The 25,188-nt window shown below is 72.3% G+C and carries 23 protein-coding genes and 2 pseudogenes; 11 read left to right on the forward strand and 14 right to left on the reverse strand.

The annotated features are described in order from the left end of the window. Window positions 1-2: 2 nt before the first annotated feature. Complete coding sequence (locus tag E1286_RS16535) at window positions 3-710, reverse strand: TetR/AcrR family transcriptional regulator (protein WP_132613420.1); 708 nt, start codon at window positions 708-710, stop codon at window positions 3-5. Window positions 711-809: 99 nt separating this feature from the next. Between E1286_RS16535 and E1286_RS16540 the strand changes: the two genes are divergently transcribed. Together E1286_RS16540 and ilvD are read left to right on the forward strand one after the other, a co-directional pair. Further along, window positions 810-2,030, forward strand: a complete 1,221-nt coding sequence (locus E1286_RS16540; protein WP_132613422.1) for a saccharopine dehydrogenase family protein — start codon at window positions 810-812, stop codon at window positions 2,028-2,030. A 95-nt stretch (window positions 2,031-2,125) separates the two neighbouring features. Further along, window positions 2,126-3,775: a dihydroxy-acid dehydratase gene (gene ilvD, locus E1286_RS16545; protein WP_132613424.1), complete on the forward strand. Its 1,650-nt coding sequence runs from the start codon at window positions 2,126-2,128 to the stop codon at window positions 3,773-3,775. Between the two features lie 256 nt (window positions 3,776-4,031). Here the strand turns inward: ilvD and E1286_RS16550 are convergent, their stop codons facing one another. The 8 genes and pseudogenes from E1286_RS16550 to E1286_RS16585 form a co-directional block, all read right to left on the reverse strand. After that, window positions 4,032-4,454 (reverse strand): hypothetical protein, encoded by a 423-nt coding sequence (locus E1286_RS16550; protein WP_132613426.1) that lies wholly within the window; start codon window positions 4,452-4,454, stop codon window positions 4,032-4,034. A gap of 164 nt (window positions 4,455-4,618) precedes the next feature. Then, window positions 4,619-5,512 carry a sigma-70 family RNA polymerase sigma factor gene (locus tag E1286_RS16555; RefSeq protein WP_132613428.1) on the reverse strand — a complete coding sequence of 298 codons (894 nt, stop codon included), beginning with the start codon at window positions 5,510-5,512 and terminating at the stop codon, window positions 4,619-4,621. Window positions 5,513-5,522: 10 nt separating this feature from the next. After that, window positions 5,523-5,909 carry an STAS domain-containing protein gene (locus E1286_RS16560; protein ID WP_103963562.1) on the reverse strand — a complete coding sequence of 129 codons (387 nt, stop codon included), beginning with the start codon at window positions 5,907-5,909 and terminating at the stop codon, window positions 5,523-5,525. A gap of 39 nt (window positions 5,910-5,948) precedes the next feature. Then, window positions 5,949-6,926, reverse strand: a complete 978-nt coding sequence (locus E1286_RS16565; RefSeq protein ID WP_132613430.1) for a phosphotriesterase family protein — start codon at window positions 6,924-6,926, stop codon at window positions 5,949-5,951. A gap of 292 nt (window positions 6,927-7,218) precedes the next feature. Beyond that, window positions 7,219-8,712, reverse strand: coding sequence for a methionine--tRNA ligase (locus E1286_RS16570; RefSeq protein ID WP_132613432.1), 1,494 nt, complete (start codon window positions 8,710-8,712; stop codon window positions 7,219-7,221). Between the two features lie 112 nt (window positions 8,713-8,824). Beyond that, window positions 8,825-10,005 (reverse strand): annotated as a pseudogene (locus E1286_RS16575) (APC family permease); the annotation flags it as partial. Between the two features lie 165 nt (window positions 10,006-10,170). After that, entirely contained in the window at window positions 10,171-10,629 is a 459-nt protein-coding gene (locus E1286_RS16580) for a universal stress protein (RefSeq protein WP_132613434.1), read from the reverse strand. Window positions 10,630-10,657: 28 nt separating this feature from the next. After that, on the reverse strand, window positions 10,658-11,278 hold the full coding sequence (locus E1286_RS16585; protein WP_165969763.1) for a DUF998 domain-containing protein: 621 nt from the start codon (window positions 11,276-11,278) through the stop codon (window positions 10,658-10,660). A gap of 219 nt (window positions 11,279-11,497) precedes the next feature. Here E1286_RS16585 and E1286_RS16590 point away from each other — a divergent pair, with 219 nt between their 5' ends. After that, window positions 11,498-12,472: an aldo/keto reductase gene (locus E1286_RS16590; RefSeq protein ID WP_132613438.1), complete on the forward strand. Its 975-nt coding sequence runs from the start codon at window positions 11,498-11,500 to the stop codon at window positions 12,470-12,472. 16 nt (window positions 12,473-12,488) lie between these two features. On the opposite strand, the gene E1286_RS16595 is transcribed toward E1286_RS16590, so the two are convergent. After that, window positions 12,489-13,418, reverse strand: a complete 930-nt coding sequence (locus E1286_RS16595; protein WP_132613440.1) for an anti-sigma factor RsbA family regulatory protein — start codon at window positions 13,416-13,418, stop codon at window positions 12,489-12,491. A gap of 184 nt (window positions 13,419-13,602) precedes the next feature. Between E1286_RS16595 and E1286_RS16600 the strand changes: the two genes are divergently transcribed. After that, window positions 13,603-14,148, forward strand: a complete 546-nt coding sequence (locus E1286_RS16600) for a DUF1707 SHOCT-like domain-containing protein (RefSeq protein ID WP_246074907.1) — start codon at window positions 13,603-13,605, stop codon at window positions 14,146-14,148. Here the strand turns inward: E1286_RS16600 and E1286_RS16605 are convergent. Both E1286_RS16605 and E1286_RS16610 read right to left on the reverse strand, forming a co-directional pair. After that, the gene (locus E1286_RS16605) at window positions 14,118-15,230 is read right to left on the reverse strand and encodes an aromatic ring-hydroxylating oxygenase subunit alpha (protein ID WP_132613442.1); all 1,113 of its coding nucleotides are present in this window, start codon (window positions 15,228-15,230) and stop codon (window positions 14,118-14,120) included. The genes E1286_RS16600 and E1286_RS16605 overlap by 31 nt on opposite strands. Window positions 15,231-15,294: 64 nt before the next feature. Then, window positions 15,295-16,386: an FAD-dependent oxidoreductase gene (locus E1286_RS16610; RefSeq protein WP_132613444.1), complete on the reverse strand. Its 1,092-nt coding sequence runs from the start codon at window positions 16,384-16,386 to the stop codon at window positions 15,295-15,297. A 51-nt stretch (window positions 16,387-16,437) separates the two neighbouring features. On the opposite strand from E1286_RS16610, the gene E1286_RS16615 reads away from it, so the two are divergent. The 4 genes and pseudogenes from E1286_RS16615 to E1286_RS50250 all read left to right on the forward strand — a co-directional run bounded on the left by E1286_RS16615 (window position 16,438) and on the right by E1286_RS50250 (window position 18,270). Then, window positions 16,438-17,001 carry a TetR-like C-terminal domain-containing protein gene (locus E1286_RS16615; protein ID WP_165969764.1) on the forward strand — a complete coding sequence of 188 codons (564 nt, stop codon included), beginning with the start codon at window positions 16,438-16,440 and terminating at the stop codon, window positions 16,999-17,001. An 88-nt stretch (window positions 17,002-17,089) separates the two neighbouring features. Continuing rightward, window positions 17,090-17,467, forward strand: coding sequence for a hypothetical protein (locus tag E1286_RS16620; RefSeq protein WP_132613448.1), 378 nt, complete (start codon window positions 17,090-17,092; stop codon window positions 17,465-17,467). Window positions 17,468-17,651: 184 nt separating this feature from the next. Next, window positions 17,652-17,915 (forward strand): annotated as a pseudogene (locus tag E1286_RS52045) (DUF2079 domain-containing protein); the annotation flags it as partial. Between the two features lie 124 nt (window positions 17,916-18,039). Beyond that, entirely contained in the window at window positions 18,040-18,270 is a 231-nt protein-coding gene (locus E1286_RS50250) for a hypothetical protein (protein ID WP_246074909.1), read from the forward strand. A 91-nt stretch (window positions 18,271-18,361) separates the two neighbouring features. Here the strand turns inward: E1286_RS50250 and E1286_RS16630 are convergent, their stop codons facing one another. Further along, window positions 18,362-19,468, reverse strand: coding sequence for a glycosyltransferase (locus tag E1286_RS16630; protein WP_132613450.1), 1,107 nt, complete (start codon window positions 19,466-19,468; stop codon window positions 18,362-18,364). 39 nt (window positions 19,469-19,507) lie between these two features. Here E1286_RS16630 and E1286_RS16635 point away from each other — a divergent pair, with 39 nt between their 5' ends. From E1286_RS16635 to E1286_RS16645, 3 genes are all read left to right on the forward strand, one after another. Next, on the forward strand, window positions 19,508-20,326 hold the full coding sequence (locus E1286_RS16635) for a PIG-L deacetylase family protein (RefSeq protein ID WP_246074910.1): 819 nt from the start codon (window positions 19,508-19,510) through the stop codon (window positions 20,324-20,326). A gap of 50 nt (window positions 20,327-20,376) precedes the next feature. After that, window positions 20,377-21,438 (forward strand): lysylphosphatidylglycerol synthase domain-containing protein, encoded by a 1,062-nt coding sequence (locus E1286_RS16640; RefSeq protein WP_132613452.1) that lies wholly within the window; start codon window positions 20,377-20,379, stop codon window positions 21,436-21,438. Window positions 21,439-21,516: 78 nt separating this feature from the next. Continuing rightward, window positions 21,517-24,909 (forward strand): ATP-binding protein, encoded by a 3,393-nt coding sequence (locus E1286_RS16645; protein WP_132613454.1) that lies wholly within the window; start codon window positions 21,517-21,519, stop codon window positions 24,907-24,909. Here the strand turns inward: E1286_RS16645 and E1286_RS16650 are convergent. Next, window positions 24,878-25,188 (reverse strand): hypothetical protein (locus E1286_RS16650; RefSeq protein WP_223190022.1); only part of this gene is annotated, 311 nt, incomplete at its 5' end. The two genes, E1286_RS16645 and E1286_RS16650, sit on opposite strands and share 32 nt — an antisense overlap.

The following is a 25,188-nucleotide window of genomic DNA, read 5'->3' on the forward strand; positions in this document are numbered from 1 at the left end:
CGTCACGCGCCCACCGCCCGCAGCTGGGCGGCGGCGCTGCTCAGCAGCATGTCGAGCGCGGTGCGGTACGCGCTGTCGTTCATCCGGGCCACCAGCAGCGGCGCGGTGGCGGCGATGTTCGGGTGGGTCTCGGCCGGCAGCCGCGCGTACGTGTCGCGCCACACCTCCTCGTCGCCCTCCCGCGCCGCCTTCGGCAGGGCGAGGGTGGCGGCGTCGAGGATGGCGAAGGCCAGGCTCTGGTCGATGAAGGCGTGGTAGATCCGCACCGCGTCGGCGTCGGGGAACCCGGCCCCGCGCAGGACGCCGAGGATCGTCTCGTCGCTGGCCACCTCGTTCGGCCGCCCGGTCACCCGGCTCGCGGTGAGCACGGCGGCCTGCGGGTGCGCCAGGTACGCGTGGTGGATCCGCAGCCCGAGATCCCGCAGGTCGGCCCGCCAGTCGCCGGTGGGCCGCCAGTCGGCCATCGCGTGCCCGAACAGCTCGTCGGCGATCGCCAGGATCAGGTCGTCCATACCGCGGAAGTAGCGGTAGACGGCGCTGGCGTCCGCGCCGAGCGCGAGGCCGAGGCGGCGCGCGGTCAGCCCGTCGGCGCCGTGCTCGCGCAACATCCGCAGCGCGGTCTCGACGATGAGCCCGTGCGTGAGCACCTGCCCCTGCTTGGTCGGACGCCGCCGCCGGCGGTCCGCCTCCGGCACCACCCGCTTGGCCATGAGCGCGTCTCCTTATGCCAACGCCATTGACGTTGATCAGCTTACTGGCATTGGATGTATACACACCCCCCAAAACCTGCATAAAGGGGATTTATCGTCATGCGCATCCTTCTTGTGGGAGCGGGCGGGGTCGGCACCGCCATCACCCGGATCGCCGCACGCCGCCCGTTCTTCGACCACATGGTCGTCGCCGATTACGACCTCCCCCGCGCCAAGGCGGCCGTCGCCGCGCTCGGCGACAAGGCCCACCGCTTCACCCCCATCAGGCTCGACGCCGCCGACGAGGCGGCCGTGACCGCGACGCTCCGCGAGCATCGCTGCGACGTGCTGCTCAACGCCACCGATCCGCGTTTCGTGCTGCCGCTGTTCGACGCGGCGCTGGCGGCCGACGCCGACTACCTCGACATGGCCATGTCGATGTCGAAGCCGCACCCCGACCGCCCGTACGAGAAGGTCGGGATCAAGCTCGGCGACGAGCAGTTCGCCAGGACGGCCGAATGGGTCAACCGGGGCCGGCTGGCCCTGGTCGGCATGGGCGTGGAGCCCGGCCTCGCCGACGTCTTCGCCCGCTACGCCGCCGACGAGCTCTTCGACGAGATCGAGGAGATCGGCATCAGGGACGGCGCCAACCTGACCGTCGACGGCTACGACTTCGCGCCGTCGTTCTCCATCTGGACCACCATCGAGGAGTGCCTCAACCCGCCGCTGATCTACGAGAAGGAGCGCGGCTGGTACACCACCGAGCCGTTCAGCGAGCCGGAGGTCTTCGACTTCCCCGACGGGATCGGCCCCGTGGAGTGCGTGAACGTCGAGCACGAGGAGGTCGCCCTGGTGCCGCGGTGGATCCCGGCCCAGCGGGTGACCTTCAAGTACGGCCTCGGCGAGGAGTTCATCGGCACCCTGAAGACCCTGCGCGCGCTCGGCGTGGACCGCACCGAACCGGTCGCCGTCCGCACCGACCGGGGCACCGCCCAGGTGTCGCCGCGCGACGTGGTGGCCGCCGTCCTGCCCGACCCGGCGGAGCTGGGCGACCGCATGCGCGGCAAGACCTGCGCGGGCACCTGGGTGAAGGGCGTCAAGGACGGCCGCCCGCGCGAGGTGTACCTCTACCACGTGGTCGACAACGAGTGGTCGATGCGCGAGTACGGCTCCCAGGCCGTGGTGTGGCAGACCGCCGTCAACCCGGTGGCCGCCCTGGAGCTGATGGCGCGCGGCGTCTGGGAGGGCGCCGGCGTGCTCGGCCCCGAGGCGTTCGAGCCCCGCCCGTTCCTGGACCTCCTGGTCGAGTACGGCTCCCCCTGGGGCCTGCGCGAGCAGTGACGCCCGCGGGCCGGGGCCGTCGGGCCCCGGCGCCGGGGCGCGGAACCGGCCGATGGATCATTGAGTTCCAGGACCCGTACACCGGAGGAGCCCCTTTGAGCATCGCCGACGACCCCGACCGCGCACCGGCCCGCTCCCATCTGTACGCCATGGGCATGACCGATGAGGAGATGCGCCGCCCCGTGGTCGGCATCGCCTCCACCTGGACCGGCACCATGCCGTGCAACCTGAACCACCGTGAGCTGGCCGCCCAGGTGGCCGAGGGCGTGCGCGCGGCGGGCGGCACGCCGATGGAGTTCAACACCATCGCGGTCTCCGACAACCTCACCATGCACACCCCCGGCATGCGCACCTCGCTGATCAGCCGCGAGGTCATCGCCGACTCGATCGAGCTCATGGGCCGCGCCCACGGCTTCGACGCGCTGGTGGCCATCGTCGGCTGCGACAAGACGGTACCTGCGGCGATCATGGCGCTGGCCCGGCTGGACGTGCCGTCGGTCGTCCTCTACAGCGGCAGCATGATGCCGGGCCGCTGGCGCGGGCGCGACGTCACGATCCAGGACATGTGGGAGGCGCTCGGCGAGCGCGAGGTGGGCCGGATGGACCAGGCCGACCTCGACGACCTGGCCCGGCACGCCTGCCCCGGCGCCGGCACGTGCGCCGCCCAGTACACCGCCAACACGATGGGCGCGGTCGCCGACTTCCTGGGCCTGGCGCCGTTCGGCGTGGGCGACATCCCGGCGGTGGCGGAGGAGAAGGACGCCGCGGCGCGGCGCGTGGGCGAGATCGCCATGGAGGCGCTCGCCCGCGACGCCCGCCCGTCGCGGGTGCTCACCGAGGACGCCCTGCACAACGCGATCGTCTCGGTGGCGGCCATGGGCGGCTCCACGAACGCGGTGCTGCACCTGCTGGCCATCGCCCGCGAGGCAGGGCTGCCGCTGGAGATCGACCGGATCGGCGAGGTCTGCCGTCAGGTCCCGATCATCACGGGCCTGAAGCCGAGCGGCGGCGACGCCACGGCGCTCGACCTGTGGCGGGCCGGCGGCACCTCGCTGGTGGTGCGCCGCCTGCTGGAGGCCGGGCTGCTGCGCGAGAACGTCACGCTGGTGGACGGCCGCACCCTCGCCGAGGTGGCCGCCGGCGCGCGGGAGACGCCCGGCCAGCGGGTCGTGGCGAGCGCGGACAAGCCGTTCAAGCAGCGCGGCGCGCTGGCGATCCTGCGCGGCTCGCTCGCGCCGGACGGCTGCGTGCTCAAGCTGGGCGGCAAGGAGGACTTCCGCCACGAGGGGCCCGCCAGGGTCTTCGACTCGGAGAACGACTGCTACACCGCCATCATGGACGGCCGCATCGTGCCGGGCGACGTCATCGTGGTCCGGTACGAGGGCCCGGCCGGCGGGCCCGGCATGCGCGAGATGCTCTCGATCACCGGCCCGCTGGTCGGCCGGGGCCTCGGCGGCTCGGTGGCGCTGGTCACCGACGGCCGCTTCAGCGGCGTCTCGCACGGGCTGGTGATCGGGCACGTGGCGCCGGAGGCGTACCACGGGGGGCCGATCGCGCTGGTGCGCGACGGCGACCCCGTGGTGATCGACAGCGCGGCCGGCACGCTCGACGTGCTCGTGCCGGAGGCCGAACTGGCCGAGCGCCGGGCCGCGTGGCGGCGGCCGGAGCGGGTGGTCGAACGCGGCGTGCTCGCCAAGTACGTCACCACGGTCGGCTCCGCCTCCGACGGCGCGGTCACGGTCTGATACCGGGGTCGGAACAGCCAGTAAGGGCAGCTATGCTGCCCATTGACGTTTGCGGTGCCCACATGGGCGTTCCTGAGGAGACTGACGCGATGTACAAGGAGTTCGCTGTCGAGGTCGTGATGTGGCTCGTCCCGGTCGCGGTGCTGATCGGGGTAGCACTCCTCGTCACCCAATGAACCCCTCTGAACACCGAACAAGCACCATCTGAGCACCGTACGAACGAAGGGGCCGGCCGTCCGCCGGCCCCTTCGCCTGGTCAGCGGTAGTACCGGTAGTTGACGGTGGTGTTCGTGTACTGGTTGAAGTCGGCGACGCCGTCCAGATACCTGTTGTAGGCGTTGGACAGGCTCCTGGAGCGCACGGTGCAGGCGGCCCACTTCGTCTTCTTGGCCCTGATGCTGCCGACGTGGTCGTAGCAGGTGCCCACATTCCTGCCGTTGATCCTGAGGCGGGCGTTGAGCCGGACGTCGAAGATGTTGGTCCGCGAGACGTTCCTGATGCGGACCTTGATCTGGCAGGTGTCCCGGCAGCGGCCGAAATACACCTTGGTGCGGATGAGCTGAGCCGACGCGGTGGTGGCCGTCAGGCCGGACGATTCTGCCGACGCGGCGGCGGGCGCCGCCATGAGCGAGGCTGCGGCAGCGGCGACTAAGACCGTTCCGGCCAGGCTTTTAACCATATTTCCCCCAGTTCGACGCGGTCGCTTCCCCCTGTTGGCCGCGACCGGTATTCGACTTCTAACAAAATGTCGGAGAAAGCGAAATTTCCCACGCGCCGACTGATATGGAACGGTTATCTACTTATATCCGCCTTATCCGCCCAAGCTGTGGCCCCAGCACGCCCTCACGACGCCCACGCGAGCAGCGGACCGTCCTGCTTGAGCCGTCTCAGGCCCTGCTTCTCCAGCTGCCGGATGCGTTCCCTCGTCAGGCCCAGCCGCGCCGCGATCTGCGCGTAACTCTCGGCCTCCCGCCCGGCCAGCCCGTACCTGAGCCTGATCACGTACGCCTCCCGCGGTGGCAGCTCCGTGAGCAGCCGGCGCAGCTCCTCGCCGAGCAGTCGCCGCTCGGCCACCTCGTGCACCTGCAGCCCGTCGTCGTCGGCGATCATGTCGCCGATCCGGCCGTCGCCGTTCTCACCGACCGGGATGTCCAGGCTGACGACGTCCTGGGCGAGCCGGCGTAAGACGGCGACCCGCGCGGGCGAACGTTCGGCGGCCGTGCCCAGCTCGGCGTCCGTCGGGGGACGCCCGAGGTCGGCGGCGAGCCGCCGCTCGATCCTGAGCAGCCGCGACAGCTCCTCCCCCAGGTGCACCGGCAGCCGGACCGTGCGCGCCTTGTCGTGGATGCCGCGCTCGATCGCCTGCCGGATCCACCACATCCCGTACGTCGAGAACTTGTAGCCGCGCCGGTAGTCGAACTTCTCCACCGCCCTGATCAGCCCGAGGTTGCCCTCCTGGATGAGGTCGAGCAGCGGCAGCCCGCGGTGGGAGAAGCGCCGGGCGGCGGCGACCACCAGCCGCAGGTTGGCGCGGATGAGCAGGTCCTTGGCCCGCCGCCCGTCGCGGACGAGGGCTTCGAGCTCAGGGGTGCCCTCGCCGCGGTCGATGAGATGGCGCGCGTACAGACCTGCCTCGATGCGCCGGGCGAGGTCCACCTCGTCCGCGGCGGTGAGCAGGGGGGTCCTGCCGATCTGCTCCAGGTACATGCCGAGCAGGTCGGGGTCGTCGGCCGGCATGCACCCCGCACTACCCGGTAAACGGCGGCGAATTCCCGGGTTCGTTGAGTTCGGCGATGGCCAGCTCGGCCGTGCTGCGGATGTCGAAGAACTTGTCGAGCGCGGTGATCGCGAACAGGTGCTTGCAGCGGCCGTTGAGCCCCGACAGCAGCAGCCGCCCGCCGGAGGCGGTGACCGCCTTGTGCAGGTAGACGAGCACGGACAGGCCCGAGGAGTCGCAGACGCTGACCGCCTGCATGTCGATGACGAGCAGCGGGGGCTGGGTGAGGTCGAGGGCCTTGGTGACGCGGTCGCGCACCTCCGCGGCCGAGCCGAAGTCGAAATCCCCCGTCAACCGCGCGATGACGCAGGGTCCTTGGAGCCCGAGGCTGATCGACAAGGCCTGCTCCGAAGTCACCCAGTTCCACCTACCCGCATCGCTGTCCCGACCCCCACTTTACGAGAAGTAGCGCTTCGGGTTGAACACCAGCATCTGCTCGATCTGGCCGTCGGTCACACCGGAGTCGCGCAGTGCGGCCAGGACGTCGTCGTGAATGTGATCGTAGCGCCAGTCGGGAAGCAGCGTGGAGCGGGTCTCGTCCCAGGCGCCGCCGTAGTAGTCCATGAAGCAGGCGGTGTCGTGGCTGAGGACCATCCGGTCGGCGTACCCACGCCGGCACAGCTCGGCGATGGTGGCCACGCGCCGCTCGCCCGGGTTGTAGACGTCGAGGCCGAAGCGGTCCATGCCGAGGACGGCGCCGGTGTCGGCCAGGCGCATGAGGTAGTCGAGGTCGTTGCTGTCGCCGGCGTGCCCGACGACCACCTTCGTCAGGTCGACGCCCTCCTTGGCGAACAGGTCGAGCGCGAGCGGCGCCGTCCTGGCGTGGGAGTTGGTGTGGACGGTGATCGGCGCCCCGGTGCGTACGTGGGCCTGCGCCACGGCCCGGCAGATGCGCTCGACCCCGGGCGTCAGGCCCTTCTCCTCGACCACGCACTTGAGGAACGCGGCCTTCACACCGGTGTCGGCGATGCCCTCGGTCAGATCGCGGACGAAGTCGTCCACCATCGGGTCGGGACCGTCGAAGATCGTGCCGGGCCCGCGGAACCGGTACTGGTGGGGCAGCTCCTCGAAGGCGTAGATGCCGGTGGCGGCGATGACGTTGAGGCCAGGCACCTGCTCCGCGATCCGCTGGATGCGCGGGATGTAGCGGCCGAGGCCCCACACCGTCGGGTCGGCGATCGTCCGCACGCCCTTCGCCGCCACCGCGTTGAGCTTGGCGACGGCGTCGGCGACCCGGAACTCCTCGTCCCACCAGGCGCCTCTGCCGTAGTTGTCGAGGTGTTCGGTGGCCACCACGAAGACGTGCTCGTGCATGAGCGTCTGCCCGAGCTCGTCGACGTCGACGGGGCCGCGCACGGTCTCGACGGCCGGCATGCTCACCTCCGTACCATCCGGTTTGTTGGCAAACCTAGGGTGGTCGCGGATCTCCGTCAACCAGCGCGTCTTTCCCCGGCGGGCCCAGAGCGGCCGAGCCGGCCGCGGAGGGCCGGAGTCGTCATCGACCGTTCACCATCCCGACAGGATTTTCCTTCCCATATAGACATATTTGTGGCTAAATATGGTCTCAACAGTAGTTATGACCGATGAGGTAGAGAATTGTCCGAGTTCCTGGCCTCGCTGCTCGCCAAGGCCGCCATGATGCTCCTCGAGGCGCTGCTGATGCGCCTCATCCAGACCTTCGCCGCGTCCCTCCTCCGTCCGGCCGGCCTTCGCCCGGCCTGAGAACGGCGGCCGGGCGGCCGGATCGCGGAGCCCGGCCCTCGCCGAGCCGGGGGAACAGCGGTTCCGAGCGGGACAGCCGCGTGCCCCCGACCGCCGCCGCCACCCGCGCCGCCGCCGTCGGCAGGAAGGGCTCCAGCTGTACGGCCAGCGCCCGGCAGGCGTGCACGAGCGCGCCGAGCGACCGCTCGCGCCCGGCGGTGTCCTGTTGCCACGGCCGGGTGAGCTCGACGAATTTGTTGGCCTCCTCCACGAGCCCCCAGACGGCCCCGGCCGCCCGCCGGAAGTCGAAGTCCTCCAGCGCCTCGTGCACCGGCTCCGCCACCTCGGCCAGCGGCTCCCCCGCCGGGGGCACGTGACCGTCCAGGAACCGGCCGACCATGACGGTCACCCGGCTGACCAGGTTGCCGAGGCCGCCCGCGAGGTCCTGGTCGGCCCTGGCGACCAGGCGGGCCTCGGTGAAGTCGGCGTCGCCCACGCGCGGCACCTCGCGCAGCAGCCACCACCGCACGGCGTCCACCCCGTACGCGTCCACGAGCGCCACGGGGTCGGCGGCGTTCCCCGACGACTTGCTGATCTTGCGGCCGTCCGCGGTGAGGTAGTCGTGCACGAAGATCGCCGTGGGCAGCGGCAGCCCGGCCGACAGCAGCATCGCCGGCCAGTACACCGCGTGGAACCGGATCACGCCCTTGCCCACGAGGTGCACCTTGCGCGCCTCGCGCTCCCACCAGCGCTCGTAGTCGCCGCCGCCGAGGGCGGTGACGTAGTTGGCCAGCGCGTCCCACCAGACGTAGACGACCTGGCCGGGATCGCCGGGCACCGGGATGCCCCAGCCGCGCGCCCGGGCGGCCGAGCGGGAGACGCTGATGTCGTCCAGCCCGGCCCGCAGGAACGCGAGCACCTCGTTGCGCCGCGCGGCGGGCTCGACGCGCAGCCGCCCGCCACCGATGAGGTCGAGCAGGGCGTCCCGGTAGCGGGAGAGCCGGAAGAACCAGTTCACCTCGGACACCGGCTGCAGCGGCGCCTCGTGCCCGTCGGGACAGGGGCCCTGCGGGTAGAACTGCTCGCAGCCCACGCAGTAGAGGCCCTCGTAGTGACGGGTGTACAGGTCGTGCGCGGTGGCCTGCCAGACGCGCTCGACGCCGGGTCGGTGGCCGGGATGGGCGCTCGTCCTGATGAAGGAGTCGAACGACAGGTCGAGCGGGCCGCGCAGGCCCTCGAAGGCGGCGGCGTTGCGGTCGACCAGCTCCCGCACCGGCACGCCCTCGGCCTCGGCGGCCAGCACATTCTTCAGCGAGTTGTCGTCGGTGCCGGTCTGGAACCGTACGGGCTCGCCGCGCCGCCGGTGGTGGCGGGCCAGCACGTCGGCCTGGACGAGCTCCAGCGCGTGGCCGAGATGGGGCCGGGCGTTGACGTAGGGAATGGTCGTCGTGATGTACATCGGATGCCTCCCGTGGGGCCCCGGCACGACGAGAGGCCCCGGCTAGCAGGGCCTCGACGTGCGGAAGAAAGCCCCTACAGGGCCGTCATCAGCGCGCACGTCGTCATGGCGTTCATGGTAGCCGCCGGAGTGGGCGGCGGCGTACCAGATAAATCGCCAGCCCGACGGCGAAGACGGCGAGGCCGGCCAGCACCGAGGCGGTGGGCAGCGTGGCGGCCAGCGTCAGGCAGAGCACCAGCCCGAGCACCGGGACGGCGCGCGGCGGCGCGCCCTCATCGCGGCCCAGCGTGAGCGCGGAGGCGTTCGCGATGCCGTAGTAGACGAGCACACCGAACGACGAGAACCCGATCGCCTCGCGCAGGTCGGCGACCAGCAGCAGCACGATCACCGCGACGCCGACCGCGGCCTCGGCCCGGCGGGGCACCTGCCGCACCGGGTCCACCGCGGCCAGCACGCCCGGCAGGTCGCGCTCGCGGGCCATGGCCAGCACCGTGCGGGAGACGCCGAGCAGCAGCGCGAGCAGCGCGCCGAGCGCCGCCACCGCCGCACCGGCCTGCACCACGGGCGCGAGCCATCCGGCCCCTGCCTCGCGCACCACGTCGGCCAGCGGAGCGGTGGAGCGGGCCAGCAGCTCCGGCTTGAGCGCGCGCAGCGCGGCCAGGGCGACCAGCAGGTAGACGACGAGCGTGACGCCGAGCGCGATGCCGATGGCCCGCGGGATGGTACGGGCGGGGTCGCGGACCTCCTCGCCGAGCGTGGCGATCCTGGCGTACCCGGCGAAGGCGAAGAAGAGCAGGCCGCCCGCCTGCAGCACGTCCCAGGCGGTGACGGCGCCGCCGGGGTACGGCGTGTTCGCGAACCAGCCGAAGCTGACGCGATCGTCCCCGAACAGCCCGGCGACGATCACGGCGGCGAGCACGGCCAGCACGAACGTCACGATCACCCGGGCCAGGCCGGCCGAGCGCTGCACGCCGAACAGGTTGAGCAGGGTCAGCGCGGCGACTGCGGCGACGGCGACCGGGCGTTCGTGGCCGGGAGCGACGTAGGCGGCGAACGTGAGCGCCATCGCCGCGCAGGAGGCGGTCTTGCCGACGGTGAAGCCCCAGCCCGCCAGGTATAACCCCACAGGGGGCCGAGGCGGCGGCGGCCGTAGACGTACGTGCCGCCCGACTCGGGGTGGACGGCGGCCAGGCGGGCCGAGGAGGTGGCGTTGCAGTACGCCACGACGGCGGCCAGGGCCAGCGACAGCAGCAGCCAGCCGTGCGCCGCCGCGGCGGCGGGCGCGAACGCGGCGAACACACCCGCGCCGATCATCGCGCTCAGCCCGACGACCACCGCGTCGGTGGTGCCGAGCCGCCGCGCCAGTTCGTCGCGCAAGGCCCTCCGCCTCCTCTTTCACCCAGGAGGACCTACTTTGCCGCATTCGTCCCGAGCGGGTGGCAACGGGGAGGTGAACGGTCAGGTGTCCTTGTCCGGACCGGGCACCACCAGGACCGGGCGGTGCGCGTGGTGCAGCACCCGGTCGGACGTGCTGCCCAGCAGCAGCGAGCGCACCCCGCCCAGGCCCCTGGTGCCGGTCACGATCAATTCGGCGTCCAGCTCGTCGGCCACGTCCACGATCGTGGACCAGACCGCCACGGAGTTGACGTCGCAACGCGGCTCCGCGTCCAGCCCCGCCTGGCGCGCCAGCTCGGCCCCCTGCTGGGACAACTCGGTCATCGCACGCTCGATCGCCGCGTCCTCCGCGCCGGTCTGGTCGAGCGCCACCATGAGCCCGGCCGAGGCTCGGGCCGCGGTCATCGCCACCCGCTCCCACACCGTCAGCACGACCGCGTCCCTGCCGCGGAACATCTGCCCGGCGAAGGCGATCGCCGTCTTGGCGTCGTCGGAACCGTCATACGCGATCAGTATCGTCATGGGCTCCCCCTATCCCCGGTGGCGGCTTTCACGCCTGCGCCAGGCCGCGGACCGCGCGGGGAGCGGGCCTCAGCATCGACAGCCCGGCCAGCGCCAGCACGCCCAGCTCGGTGACCACGACGATCCGCTGGGTCAGCCCCGCCGGGATGTCGTCGTTGGTCAGCGGGACGCCGGCCATGCGCACCACGTACGGGACGACGACCAGCACCAGCGCGGCCAGGGCGAGGCCGCTGAGCACGCGCACCGCGCCGGCGTACCGGATCCGGGCGCGGGCCAGCAGCAGGCCCGCCAGCGGCATCACCGCGAACGCGGCGAAGGCGGCGTAGCGGTGGATGCCACCCGACAGCGACAACGGCACGCCGGGCCGGTCGGTCGGGAAGGCGCCGATCAGGAACATGCTCGCCGCCCACGCCAGCAGCAGCACCACGACCCAGCGGCCGGCGCCGGCCCGGCGCAGGGCCTCGGCGATCAGCACACTGCCGACCGCGAACGACGTCAGCGACGCCGGCAGCAGCCAGCCGGCGGGCTGGAAGGCGTACTCGCTGATCACGCTGTGCAGCGGGTCCAGGTCCGAACCGGCGTGCAGCGCGAGCATGGCGGCGCTGCCGGCGCCGATGGCCGCGAACCCACTGACAAGCAATCCCCTCATGCCTCCAAGCTCGCGGCAGGCGGACCCGGCGACCATCGGAGATCATCCCGAACCGGCCCTGAGACATCCCTTACGCCTTTGGCCGGGCCAGGCCCCCGCCACGCGCGCTGACCTGGCGGAACCCGACCCCTGATAGAGCCCGCCCCCTCAGGGCTGGTACGGCACCCGCGACCAGGGGAAGGGGAACCGCGAATCGGGGACTCTCACAGGGAGATGACTATGCGCAAGCGCACGCTCGGCACGGACGGCCTGCGGGTCTCGGCGCTCGGCCTCGGCTGCATGGGCATGTCCGATTTCTACGGCCAGGGTGACGATCAGGAGTCCGTCGCCGTCATCCGCCGCGCCCTCGACCTCGGCATCGACTTCCTCGACACGGCCGACATGTACGGCAACGGCACCAACGAGGAGCTCGTCGGCCGGGCCATCAAGGGCCGGCGCGACGAGGTGGTGCTCGCCACCAAGTTCGGCATCAAGCGCGAGGGCGGCACCCGCACGATCGAGAACAGCCCCGACTACATCAGGGCCGCCTGCGACGCCTCGCTGCGCCGCCTCGGCGTCGACCACGTCGACCTCTACTACCTGCACCGCCGCAACCCCGGCGTGCCGATCGAGGAGTCGGTCGGAGCCATGGCGGAGCTGGTCGAGCAGGGCAAGGTGCGCTACCTCGGGCTGTCGGAGGTGAGCGCCGGCACGCTGCGCGAGGCGCACGCCGTGCACCCGATCACCGCCCTGCAGAGCGAGTACTCGTTGTTCACCAGGGGGCTGGAGGCGGAGATCCTGCCGGCCGCCCGGGAGCTCGGGATCGGGCTGGTGGCGTACTCGCCGATCAGCCGCGGGCTGCTGACGGGCGCGTTGCCGCCGCCCGAGGAGCTGCCGGAGGGCGACTTCCGCCGGAGCCTGCCGCGCGTCACCGGCGAGAACGCCGCGCACAACAGGGCGCTGGTGGCCGAGGTCCAGCGGATCGCCGAGGCGGCCGGCGTCACGACGGCGCAGCTCGCGCTGGCCTGGGTGCTGGCCCAGGGCGACGACATCGTGCCGATCCCGGGTACCAAGCGGCTGAAGTACCTGGAGGAGAACGCCGCCGCGGCCGACGTCACCCTGACGCCCGAGCAGCTCGCCGCGCTGGCCGAGGCCGTGCCGCCGGACGCCGTACGCGGCGACCGCTACGCCAGCATGGCCGACGTCGAGCGTTGAGCCTCCGGACGGGCCGTCAGAAGGGCCGCCGGGAGTCGAAGTAGACGCGGACCGTGGTCGCGCCCGGCCGGGTGTACACGCGGACGAGGTCGCTGAGCAGGTTGACGATGAGCAGGCCGCGCGAGCCCGGGCACTGCGGGTCGACCGGCCGGCGGCCCGCCAGCGGGTCGGTGATGTGGCCGCGGTCGGCGACCTCGCACACCAGCACGCCGTCGGCGTCCCACACCCGGACCGTGCCGGAGCCGCCGCCGTGGTCGAGGCTGTTGGCGGCGAGCTCGGCCACCACGAGCCGGATGTCGTCGAGGCGGTCGCCGCGGAAGCCCAGCTCCGCGCCCTCCCGCGCGGCCAGCATGCGCGCCGCCGACAGGTTGGTGCGGTCGAACCGCAGCGAGACGACCTTCTCCGGCTCGTCGAACGGCCGGTTGTGGTGCTGGAACACCACCTCGGGCGCGTAGTCGCCGCTGGGCCGCTCCCCCGCGCCGGCGCGCAGCACGGGATGGGTCCGCGCCGCCTCGCGCAGCACCTCCTCCGGCAGGCCCCCGGCGTCGTACGGGCACACGATCGTCACCGGCCGGCCGGCGAACGACGGGTTGATGAGCGCCTCGTGCTGGACGCAGGCCGGGTATTCGAGCGCGGTGCGGCCCGGCCAGATCGGCTCGCCGATGATGCGGACGTGGCGGCCGGGATTCCGGTCGGCGAAGTCGCGCAGCACGGCCGGCAGGATCCGGCCCGGGTTGCGCCCCGCCTCAGCCATGTCGAACAGGCAGACCGCCTCGGCCTCGGGGCCGAGCGCCGACCTGATCAGCGCGAGCCGGGCAGCCGGGACGGCCACCGCGACCGGCTCGCCCGCGGCCAGCCCCGCGCGCAGGAAAGCGGTGGTGGCAGCCACGTATTCGCGGTCTCCCCGGTAGAAGAGAACCGCGTGGTGGAAGGGCTCGGCCGGCATCGCTCATCACGCTACCCAAGGGCGAGGAGTTCACGGCACTCCACGGGGTACCTCATATCTTGTGAAAAGAGTCCAGGTCATTCACCGTCCCCGTCCAAGCCGACCCAAAGAGCCCACCCTCGATCTGCGCACTCCTTCCGGCCGACGCCTCCCGTTCTGATCGGCGCGTCCCTATGCTCGGGATATGTCGGAAATGCAGATGCGCGTCTCGGATGGGGATCGCGAGCGCACCGCGCAGCAGCTACAGCAGGCGTTCACCGAAGGGCGCCTCACCCACCTGGAGCTCGAAGACCGCCTGGAGATCGCGCTGACCGCGAAGACCTACGCCGACCTCCAGGGCCTGGTCACCGACCTGCCGGTCGAGCGGGTCGACGAGGTGATCGACCTGGAGTCGAAGTCGGGCAACATCAAGCGCTCCGGAGACTGGGCCGTCCCCCGGCGGCTGCGCGCCGCCTCCAAGTACGGCAGCGTCGAGCTCGACCTCTCGCAAGCCGTCATCACCCATCAGGTCGTGGACATCGAGCTGGACCTCAACTACGGCTCCGCCAAGATCATCCTGCCCGAGGGCGCGGTGGCGAACGTGGACGCCTTCCAGTCCGACTGGGGCAAGGCCTCCTCCGACGTGCCCGGCCGGCCCCGTCCCGGCTCCCTCTACGTGGTCATCACCGGCCAGGCGAAGTACGGCGGCCTGACCGTGCGCTATCCGCGCAGGCGCAGGTTCACCCACTGATGGAAGAGGGCGATGTGGTGCTCGCTCGGCACGAGTACCCCGCCCTCGCGGTACGCCCGCGACGCCATGCCCGGCTGGGTCCGTTCGCAGGCGTCGAAGTCCTGCTCGTTGACCCGGTGGAAGAGCTCGACCGACCGTGACAGATCGGCGCCGGAGGCCACCACCTCCGGGTGGTAGAGCCAGTCGCACTCCACCACCGTCCGGTCCACGGCCATGGGGTACATCCGGTGCAGGATCACGTGGTCGGGCACCAGGTTGACGAACACCTGCGGCTTGACGGTGATCGCGAAGTAGCGGCGGTCCTGCTCCTGCGCCACGCCGGGCAGCCGGTCGAAGCCCGGCCCGCCGTCCACGGTGAAGCCCTCCGCCCGTTCGGCGAAGGCGGCGCCGTGGCCCACGTAGTACTGCGCGGCGTAGCCGCCGGCGAACTCCGGCAGCACGGCGGTCAGCTCGGGGTGGATGGTGGCGCAGTGGTAGCACTCCATGAAGTTCTCGACCAGGAGCTTCCAGTTGGCCTTGACGGTGTAGACGATGCGGCGGCCCAGGACCAGCTCGTCCACGCGGTAGCGGTCGATGGCCCCGGGGTCGCCAAGGCGTTCGGTGGCCGCGTACGTCACGGTCTCCTCGAACGACGGCGGCTCGGCGGCCAGACAGACCCAGGCGTAGCCCAGCCACTCGCGCAGGTGGACGGGAACGAGCCCGTACGCGGCCCGGTCGATGTCGGGCATCTTGGCCAGGTTGGGCGCGGCGGCGAGCCGGCCGTCGAGGTCGTAGGACCAGGCGTGGTAGGCGCACCTGAGCGTGCGGCCGACCTGGCCCGCCTGCTCGACGCACAGGCGGGCGCCGCGGTGGCGGCAGACGTTGAGGAAGGCGCGCAGCCGCTCGTCGCGCCCGCGCACGACGATCACGCTCTCCCGCCCGACCTGCACCGTACGGAACGCGCCCGGCTTCGGCAGGTCCTGCACGCGGACCGCGCAGAACCAGAGGCTTTCGAAGATCTTGGCCTGCTCGCCGGCGAAGATCTCGGGGTCGGTGTAGGAACGGCCGGGAAGCGTGGGGATCAGGCTCGACGTGTTGGTCAACCGACACCGCCTTGTTGCGTATTACGCGCAAAGTTGCGCTATATGCGGCATGGTGCGGCGGCGCTCAGGACACTGTCAAGAGGTAGTTGCTGGCGCCGCGCAGCCACGCCGTGTACATCCTGGTCGCGAGCCGGTCGGGGATCAGCCCCGCGAAGAATTGCTGCACGTTGGTGACCTCCGTCGCGGCCAGCCGCGCGGGCCGGCGCACCACCTTCGTCCTGGCCCGCTCGTAGGCGCGCAGGTCGCCGATCGAGTGGCTGAGCACCCAGGCGTCCTCCAGCGCCTGGTTGGCGCCCTGGGCCATGGTGGGCGGCATGGTGTGCGCCGAGTCGCCGGCCAGCGTCGTCGGGCCCTTCCCCCAGGCCACGGGGACGTGATGGCGGTGATGGGGGAAGAAGTCGGGCTCCCCGAGGCTCTCCAGGACGGCGGCCACCGGGTCAGGCCAGCCCGCGAACCGCTCGCGCAGCCGTTCCACGATGCGGGGGTCGTCCTCCCAGAAGGACCGGCCGGGGGCCGACCTGACGTCGAACCACCACAGCAACCGGCCCCTGCCCGCCGGGATCAGCCCGCACAGGCCCTGCCCGCCGGGGATCATCACGGCGCGGCGCTGCCCGGTCAGCGCGGTGGGACTGCTGGTGAAGCCTTGCCAGGTGACCCAGCCGCTCAGCCGGGCCGGGTCGTCGCCCCACAGCGCGGCGCGCACCGCCGAGCGGCGGCCGTCGGCGCCCACGAGCACGTCGCCGCGGACGGTGCCGCCGCCGGCCAGCCGCACCTCGGCCCGCTCGGGCACGACGTGCTCGGCCCGCGCGCCGTACGTCACGGGCACGCCGTCGGCGAGCACCTCGACCAGCTCGCTGCGGGCCACGTGGACGGTCGGGTGGCCGTAGCGGCGTTCGGCGGCCGTCAGGTCGACGGTGAACAGCGGGCGGCCGTCGCCGGACCAGGACTCCATGGTCTCCAGGCGGCGGCCGACACCGACGAGGTCGACCTTGAGCCGCTCCAGGATGGCCGTGCTGCCGGGCCAGAGCGTGATCGAGCCGCCTGCCGTACGCGGCTCGGGGGCCTCCTCGTACACCTCGACGTCGTGGCCCGCGCTCAGCAGGCCGCGCGCCAGGGCGAGCCCCGCGACGCCGGCACCGATCACCACTACCCTCATTACCGTCCTCGTCTCATGAGACCCTCAGTATCAGATACTTGGAGTATCACAATGTCTGCACGCGGCCGCAAGGCCGACCCCGCGGTCGGCGAGCGCATCCGGCAGGCCGCGGCGACCCTGGTGCTCACCCATGGCCTCGACTTCACCATGGACGACGTCGCCGCTGCGGCCGGCGTCGGCAGAGCGAGCGTCTTCCGCCGGTACGGCAGCAAACGCGACATGCTCCTGGAGGCCATCGCCGGTTTCATGGACGCCCACGTCGCCGTCCCCGACACCGGGTCGCTGGCGGGCGACCTGCACGTGGTGGTCACCGACACGCTCGCCCTCTGGCGGCTGCCCGGGATCGCGCGCCTGGCCAAGCAGGTGTACGGCGAGGCCGGCCGAGACCCCGCCGTCGCCGAGATCGTCCGCACCGGCATGCGGACGCGCATGGAACGCTCGTGGGTCGTGTACGAGCGCGCCATCGAGCGCGGCGAACTCTCCCCTGACGCGGACCTGTGGTTGCTCACCGACCTGTTCACCGGATTCGTCGCCTACCGGGGGCTGCTGGACCTCCCCCTACCCGAACCGGAGGAAGTCGTTCGAGCGCTCTTGCAGGGCTTTACCTCCCCTTGACACCCTTGGTGCTACTGGGGTGCAAGTGACGGTTAAGTCGTGACTTCTACCATGTTCTTCGTTCGCCACACCTACGAAGGGCATGGAAATGACACCCCCTCGCCGTCGCCTGGCCGTCACGGCCGCGACGCTGACTCTTGCCGTCCTCGGCGTCACCTCCTGCGGCGCCGTCGGGCAGGCCGTCGACTGCAACACCGCCGCCGGCGAAGCCAGCAAGATCGCCACCGAGTGGAGCAACGCCATCACATCGAACCCCACGGACCAGGATGCCCTCGGCGAGGCGTCGAAGACCGCGGCGGACCAGGCCAAGGAGCTCGCGGGCAAGTACGACGGCGAAGTCGCCGCCGCGCTGAACGACCTCGCCGACGGCTTCCAGACGATGGAGGGCGGCGACCTCAGCAGCGCCACGGAGTTCACCGGCAAGCTGAACGGCTTCACCAGCAAGATCACGGCTGCCTGCACCTGACGGGCCCGCGGTCGCCGTCCCCCTGTGGGGGGCAGGAGTGGGCGGCGACCGCGTCTAGGGTTGATCACCGTGACGGGTGAGACGCCGGCGGTACGGCCGGGGGCCCGCGCCGCACCCGCCCTCCGGAGGATCGAGCTGACCGGCCAGCGCGCTCCTGGCGCTGGTGAGCGACCCGATCGGCGCCGTGCAGCTGCTGCTCGGGGCCGAGGCCGAGATCGACACGCTGTTCCTGCCGGTGTGGCCGACACTGCTGCTCTGCCTGCTCTCGCCGCTGTCGCTGGCGGCCGCGCCACACGTGCTCGTACGCATGCTGGCCGACCGCGAGCAGTGGTGGCAGGCCGACTTCCAGTACAGCGCGTTCACCGTGGTGATCCTGTTCTGCGCGGGCGTGGACGGGCTGGCCCGGCTGCTGCGCCGGACCCGGCGCTCCGGCGACGCCTCGCTCACGCTCGCCTGGGCGGTGGCCGTCTGCGTGGTCGCGCTCACGCTGGTGCCTCGGTTCGCGCTCGATCGGCTTCACCACGCCGACTTCTACCGCGAGTCCAAGGCGACCGCCGCGGGTACCGCAGGGCGTGACGGTGGAGGCCGCCAACTCGATCGGGCCGGCGCTCACCTCGACGGCCAACGTGCTCCTGTGGAGCGACGCGCCGCACGGCTCGCCGTGGGTGGTGGCCGACGTGGCCCGCAGGGAGTTCCCGTTCGGCTCGCTCGACGAACAGGCCGCCGAGGTCGCGGAACTGCTCGCCGGGGGCTACGTGAAGAAGTTCGAACGCGACGGCTACGTGGTCCTGCACCGCGAGTGACACGCGACCGTCACGAGACAGGGGCCTGCGCTACCGCGTGACACCCACCATCACCGGACACGGGCCTCCGCTTACCGCGTGACACTCGCCGTCACGTGGCGCGGGGCGAGGGCGCGTGTCTGTCCCTGGCCTGGCGGTACGCCCGGCCGAAGCCCTCCAGGACCGTGGGCCACGCCCCGGCGGTGGGCGGTGTCGCGCGGTTGTGCGCGGCGATCGAGGCGCGCAACTCCGCGTCGGAGCACAGCCGCGCCACCGCCCGCGCGAGATCGTCCAGCGAACGGCCGAGCAGCCCCTCCGTGCCGTTCGTGACGAAGTCGGCGACCCCGCTCTGCGCCCTGGCCACCACGGGCAGACCAGCCGCCCGCGCCTCCAGCGCCGCGATCCCGAACGACTCACGTGGCGCGGGCGCCACGAACACGTCGGCCGACTCCAGCACCTTCGCGATCTGCTCACGGGTGTAGCGGCCGGGCAGCGACACCCAGTCGGCCATGCCGTGCCGGGCCAGATAACGCTCCATCTGCCCGCGCGCCGGGCCGTCGCCGACGATCGTCGCCCGCATCGGGATGCGGGCCGGCACCCGGGCGCGGGCCGTCCGCAGCAGCCGCAGCAGCCGTACGGGCTGCTTGCGCGGCGCCAGCCGGCCCACCGCGACGATGTGCACCTCCTCGCGCCGGTCGGGCGGCCCCGGCGGCGGCGCCCAGCCCGACAGGTCGAGCCCGTTGGACACCACCCGCACCGGCACCGTCGGCCCCGCCACCGCCCTGATCGGCGCCGCGGCGGCGTTGCTCACCGTGGTCGCCACCAACCGCCACCGCTGCCAGCCGTACGCCAGCCGCAGCAGCCGGTAGAGCGCCCGCGTGCCCGGATCCCACATGCTGTGCACCGTCACCACGCACGGCACCCCCGCCCGGAACGCCGCCCGCACGCCCATCCACGCGAACGGCGAGACCGCCCCCGTGTGGACGTGCACCACGTCGGGACGCGACGAGGTGATCCAGCGCGTCAGATGACCTGCACCGAACGGGTGCACCGGCAGGTCGAACGGCATCCGCGCGACGATGCGGCGCACGCCCTCGATCGGCTCCCCCTGGGTCGCCGTGGCCACCGACACCTCGTGCCCGGCCGCGCGCTGCATGCGCACGAGATCGGCCACCTGGACCTCGATCCCCCCGAGTCGTGGCAGGTAACAGTCACTCACGTGAAAGATCCGCACCCCTCCCAGACTAATCTGGGGCCTGTGCCTCCACGTACCGCTGTGTTCTTCCATGCCCACCCCGACGACGAGGCCCTGCTGACGGCGGGCACCATGGCGAAGCTCGCGGCCGAGGGACACCGCGTGGTCCTCGTGGTCGCCACCGCGGGCGAGCGCGGCCTGGCCGAGATGGAGCCGGGCGAGGCCCTCGGCGAGACCAGGCTCAAGGAGCTCTACACCTCGGCCGCGCTGCTCGGTTGCGCCCGCGTCGAGTGCCTCGGCTACGGCGACTCGGGGCTGAGCCCCAAGGGCGGGGTCGCCGACGAGCGGCCCGACAACGCCTTCATCGACGCCGACACGGAAGCGGCCGCCAAGGCCCTCGCCGAGATCCTGCTGGAGGAGAAAGCCGACCTGCTGACCATCTACGATCCGGCGGGCGGCTACGGGCACCCCGACCATGTGCAGGTCCACCGCGTGGGCAGGCGGGCGGCGAAGATCGCGGGCACCGAGATCGTGCTGGAGGCGACGGTCAACCGCGACCCGCTGGTCCGGCTGCTGAGGCTGGCCGGCCGCTTCTACCGGTTCCCGCCGGAGTTCGACGTACGCACGTTCGAGAGCGCGTACTCGCCGGGCGAGACGATCACGCACCGGGTGAACGTCCGGAGATATACGAAACAGAAGCGGGCCTCCATGGCCGCGCACGCCTCCCAGGCCAGCGGCGGCGACAGCGACCGCACCCTCGCCGTCATGCTGAAGGTCCCGCGCCCGCTCTACCGCCTCGTCTTCGGCACCGAGTGGTACGTCCGCCGCGACCTGCCGCCCGGCGCCCGCCTCAGTCATCCCTTCGACGGGTGGCCCAAGTAATCCCTCCGGACGACGGTCCTCCCCCCGCCGCACGGCAAACTGGACCCACGATGAAGAACAAGTGGCTCCAGATCACCCTGTCCGTGCTGTCGCTCGGGCTCGCCGTGCTGCTCGTGGTCTACCTGCCGCAGATCGTGCGCGCCCTCACCGGCAAGCCGGTCTCCTGGCACGAGATCGGCGCGGTGTTCGGCAGGCTCGACGCCGGCGAGATCGCCCTCATGGCCGCGCTGTGGCTGCTGAGCCTGCTGGCGTACTCGTTCGTGCTGACCAACTCCCTGCCCGGGCTGAGCAACCTGCAGGGCCTGACGCTCAACGCGGCGGGCAGCGCGGTGAGCAACCTGCTGCCGTTCGGCGGCGCGCTCGGGGTGGCGCTGTCGTTCGCGATGACCAAGGGCTGGGGCTTCGGCAGCCGGGCGTTCGTGGTCATGACGCTGGTCAGCGGCATCTGGAACACGTTGTTCAGGTTCGTCCTGCCGGCGGTCGGCATCATCGCGCTGCTCCTGGCGGGCGAGGTACCCGACTCCACCGTCGCCAACGCGGGCTGGACGGGCGCGATCTCCATCCTCGTGCTGTGCGCGATCGTGGCGGTCGCGCTCTACTGGGAACGGGCCGCCGTCGTGCTCGGGCGTGTTCTCGACGCGATCACCCGGCTGCTGCGGCTGAGGCTGCACGCCTCCGAGGCGTTCCACCGGCTGCGCGCCGACACGGCCGGCCTGGTGCACACCCGGTGGCCGGGGCTCTCGCTCGGCATGCTGTTCTTCCTGGGCTTCCAGTGGGCGATCATGGCGGTCTGCATGCACGCCACCGGCGCCTGGCCCGGCCTCGCGCAGTCGATCGCCGTCTTCGCGCTGTCGCGTGTGCTCACCAGCGCGCTGATCACGCCGAGCGGCGCGGGGATCATGGAGGGCGGCGTGGTGCTGCTGCTGACCACGGCGTTCGGCGTGCCGGTCGCACCGGCGACGGCCACCGCACTGATCTTCGGGTTCTGGACTTACACTGTCGAGATCCCGTTCGGCGGCCTGGCACTGGGCGCTTGGGCACTGCTGCGCAGGCGCAACGGCCGGAACGCCGGCGCGGAGCCCCCATCCGCGATATCGAAGGCTTCTCCGTGATAATCCCGAACCCATCGCGTGTTAGTGAACCCCGGGCCTTGTGCGTGGTTCCCGGGCGCGCATAGCGTGGCGGCTGACATGGTGGCGTTCCGAGTTCTGGGGCCAGTCGAGGCGTACGAACACGACGACGAACTCGACCTCGGCGGTCTGCGGCAGCGGGCCGTCCTCGCCCGGCTTCTCGTGGCCAGAGGCCAGGTCGTTCCTGTTGACACGCTTCTTTACGATCTGTGGGACGACGACGCGGCCAAGGGCGCGCAGTCGGGCCTGCAGGTCTACATCTCGCGCCTGCGCAGGGTGCTGGAGCCCGGCCGCCCGCGCGGCGGCCCCAACCGGCTGCTGGTGACGGTCGCCTCCGGCTACGCGCTGCGCGTGGCCCCCGACCAGGTCGACGCGCTCCGGTTCGAGCAGCTCGTACGCGCCGCGGGCGAGCATCTGGAGGAGGGCGACCCGCAGTCCGCGCGCGCCCGCCTGGAGAAGGCCCTCGGCCTGTGGCGCGGCACCCCCTACTCCGACTTCGCCGACCAGGCGTGGGCCGAGGCCGAGGTCAACCGGCTCACCGAGCTGCGCCTGGTGGCCCGCGACCGCCACGCCGACACCGGCCTGCGGCTCGGCATGCACGCCGAGACCGTGCCCGACCTGGAGGCGCTCACCACCGAGCACCCGCTGCGCGAGGAGGGCTGGCGGCTGCTGGCGCTCGGCCTCTACCGCTGCGGCCGCCAGGGCGACGCGCTGGCCGCGCTGCGCCGGGCCCGGACGATCCTCGCCGACGAGCTGGGCATCGACCCGGGGCCCGCGCTGCGCAAGCTCGAATCCGACATCCTGGCCCAGTCGCCCGAGCTCGACCTGGCGCCGCCGGCGCGCGCCCCGAGGGCCGCGGCGCCGGTCACCGACACCTGGCCGCCCCGGCCGGCCCAGCCCGTCGAGCCGCCGCCGCTGGAGCCAGAGCCGTTCGTCGGCCGTGACGCCGAGCTGGCCCGGCTGACCACCGCGGCCTCCCGTACCGGCCGGTTCCAGGTCGCCGTCGTGACCGGTGTGGCCGGCGCGGGCAAGACCACGCTGCTGCGTCAGCTGGAGAGCCGGCTGGCCGCCGACGGCTGGACCACCGCCTCGGGCGCCTGCCCCGACTCCAGCGCCACCCCGCCCGGCTGGGCGTGGGTCGAGATCCTGCGCACGCTCGTCGGCATGACCGGCGCCGGCGAATACGCCCAGCTGCTCGCGCCGCTGCTCGACGACGCCGCCCCCGATCCCGACGAGGACGAGGTCTCCGGCGGCTTCCGCCTGCACCGCGCGGTCGGCGGCTACCTCGCGGGGGTGGCGCGACGCGGCCCCGTGCTGCTGACGCTCGAAGACCTGCACTGGGCCGACGACCAGACGCTGGCCCTGCTGCGCGCGCTGCCGAGCCTGCTGGCGACCAGCCGGGTGCTGCTCGTGGTGACGTGCCGGGAGAGCGAGCTCGACGACCGCCAGTCCGACGTGCTGGCCGCCCTGGCCCGGCTCGGCCCGGTCCGCGTGGGCCTGTCGGGGCTCGACCCGAAGGCGGTGGCCGAGCTGGTCAAGGCCACCTGCGTCCGCGAGATCGACGAGGACGCGGTCGAGTCGATCGTCGAGCGTACCGGCGGCAACCCGTTCTTCGTCCGCGAGACCGTGCGGCTGCTCGACTCCGAGGGCGCGGCCGACCGGGCCAGCGCCACCGAGGTGCTCTCGCAGGTGCCCTCCGGGGTGCGTGACGTGCTGCGGCGGCGCATCTCGCGGCTGCCGTCGGGCGCCCAGCAGATCCTGCTGCAGGCGGCGGTGATCGGCCGCGACGTCGATCTCGACGTGCTGATCGCGGTCGCCGGCGACGAGGACGCGGTGATCGAGGCCGTCGAGGCGGCGTTGCTGGCCGGGCTGGTGACCGAGCCGGGGCCCGGGCTGCTCAGGTTCGACCACGACCTGGTGCGCGACACCATCTACTCCGACGCCTCCCGGCTGCGCCGCACCCGGCTGCACGCGGCCGTGGCGGCGGTCATCGAGCAGCGGGCGCCGTCCGACGTGGCGGCCCTGGCCCACCACTACTACCTGGCCGACGCGGCCGGCAAGGCGGTCCACTACGCGGGCCTGGCGGCCGAGCAGGCCGAGCGGCGCTTCGCCCACCGCGAGGCGGCCATGCTGTGGGAGCAGGCCATCGCCGCGTTCGACCGGTCCCGCGGCGACGAGCGGGGCGACCTGCCGGAGCGCGCCAAGGAGCGGCTGCGGCTCATGCTGCGCCAGATCCGGGCGCTCGCGCTGTGCGGCGACATGCATGCGGCCCGGCTGCTGCGCCGCCAGGCGATGGACGCCGCGCTGCCGCTGGGTGACCTGGAGATCACCGCGAAGGTGGCGGCGTCGCTGGCCGTGCCGCACAAGGGCATGGCGCGCGACTTCACCCGTACGGCGTGGGAGATCGTCGACGTCACCGAGAAGGCGCTCATGGAGCTGCCGCCGGGCGAGCAGCGGCTGCGGGCGAGCCTGCTCACCACGCTGGCACTGGAGCTGGAGGGCTCCTCCTCGCCCGAGCGCGGGCGGCAGGCGTCGCTGGAGGCGCTGGAGCTGGCCCGGCAGAGCGGCGACCCGGCGCTGATCGCGGCGGCGCTGAGCGGGCGGCTGCGGCAGTCGTACGACATCCCGGCGGTCGACTCGCGCGAGAGCATCGGCCGGGAGCTGCTGGAGGTCGCCCAGCGTTCGGGCCAGATGGCCACCCAGGCGCTGGCCCACCTGGTGCTGCTGGAGTGCGCGGCGGCCAGGGGCGAGTTCGCGGTGGCCGACGAGCACGCCGCGGCGGCCCACAGCCTGGCCAAGCAGTACGACCTGTCGGCGCCCGCCGCGGTCGTGGTGTGGTATTCGGGTCAGCGGCTGATGATCGCCGGCGACTACGAGGGCGCCGAGCGGGCCTACCGCGAGGCGGCCCGCATGACAGCGCGGGCCGGCATGCTGGAGGGCCGCCAGGACCTGCCGCTGATCACGACGTTCTGCCTGCACCTGGTGGCCGGGAGGGCGGCCGAGACGGTCGACCTGCTGGCCGAGAAACACCTGCGCGGCGCGAAGTGGACGCTCGACGCGTACGCGCTGGCGCTGGCCTCGGCGGGCCACGTCAACGACGCCAAGGCGGTGGCCGCCACCCGTCCCCCGGTGCGGCCCGACTTCCTGTACGAGCTGGCGATGACCTGGCGGGCGCTGGCCGGCATGCTGCTCGACGACCGCGAGCGGATGGTCGACTGCTACGACAAGCTCAAGCCGTTCGCCGACCGGGTGGCGGGCGCCGGCACCGGCGTGGTCGCGCTGTGGCCGGTGGCGCTGACCCTCGGCGACCTGGCGGTCCGCCTGGGCCAGCCCGAGGCCGCTCGCGAGCACTACGAGAAGGCCCTGGAGGTGGCCGAGCGGGTGGGCGTGCCGCGCTGGGTCGAGGCGGCCAGGCAGTCGGTCAGCAGCTCACCTGGAAACGCTCGCTCGTGACGGCCTTGCCCCGGCCGGCGGTCAGCTCGACGCGGTACCACCCGGCGTTGCCGGTGATCTCGGCGCGCCACTCGGCCGTGCGCTCGGCGCCGACGAAGCCGTCGTGGCCGCGCAGGTACGTCCGCCAGGTCTCGGTGGCGGGGCTCCAGCGGGCGAGCCGCCAGCCGTAGCGCAGGCTCTGGCCGGGCTCGGGGTTGACGAGGAGGCTGTGGGCCGCGTACGAGCGGGCGCAGCCGTCGCCGGCCACGACGCTCACGATGATCTCGCCGGCCTTGGCGG

This window comes from Nonomuraea terrae (assembly GCF_004348995.1).
GTDB lineage: Bacteria > Actinomycetota > Actinomycetes > Streptosporangiales > Streptosporangiaceae > Nonomuraea > Nonomuraea terrae.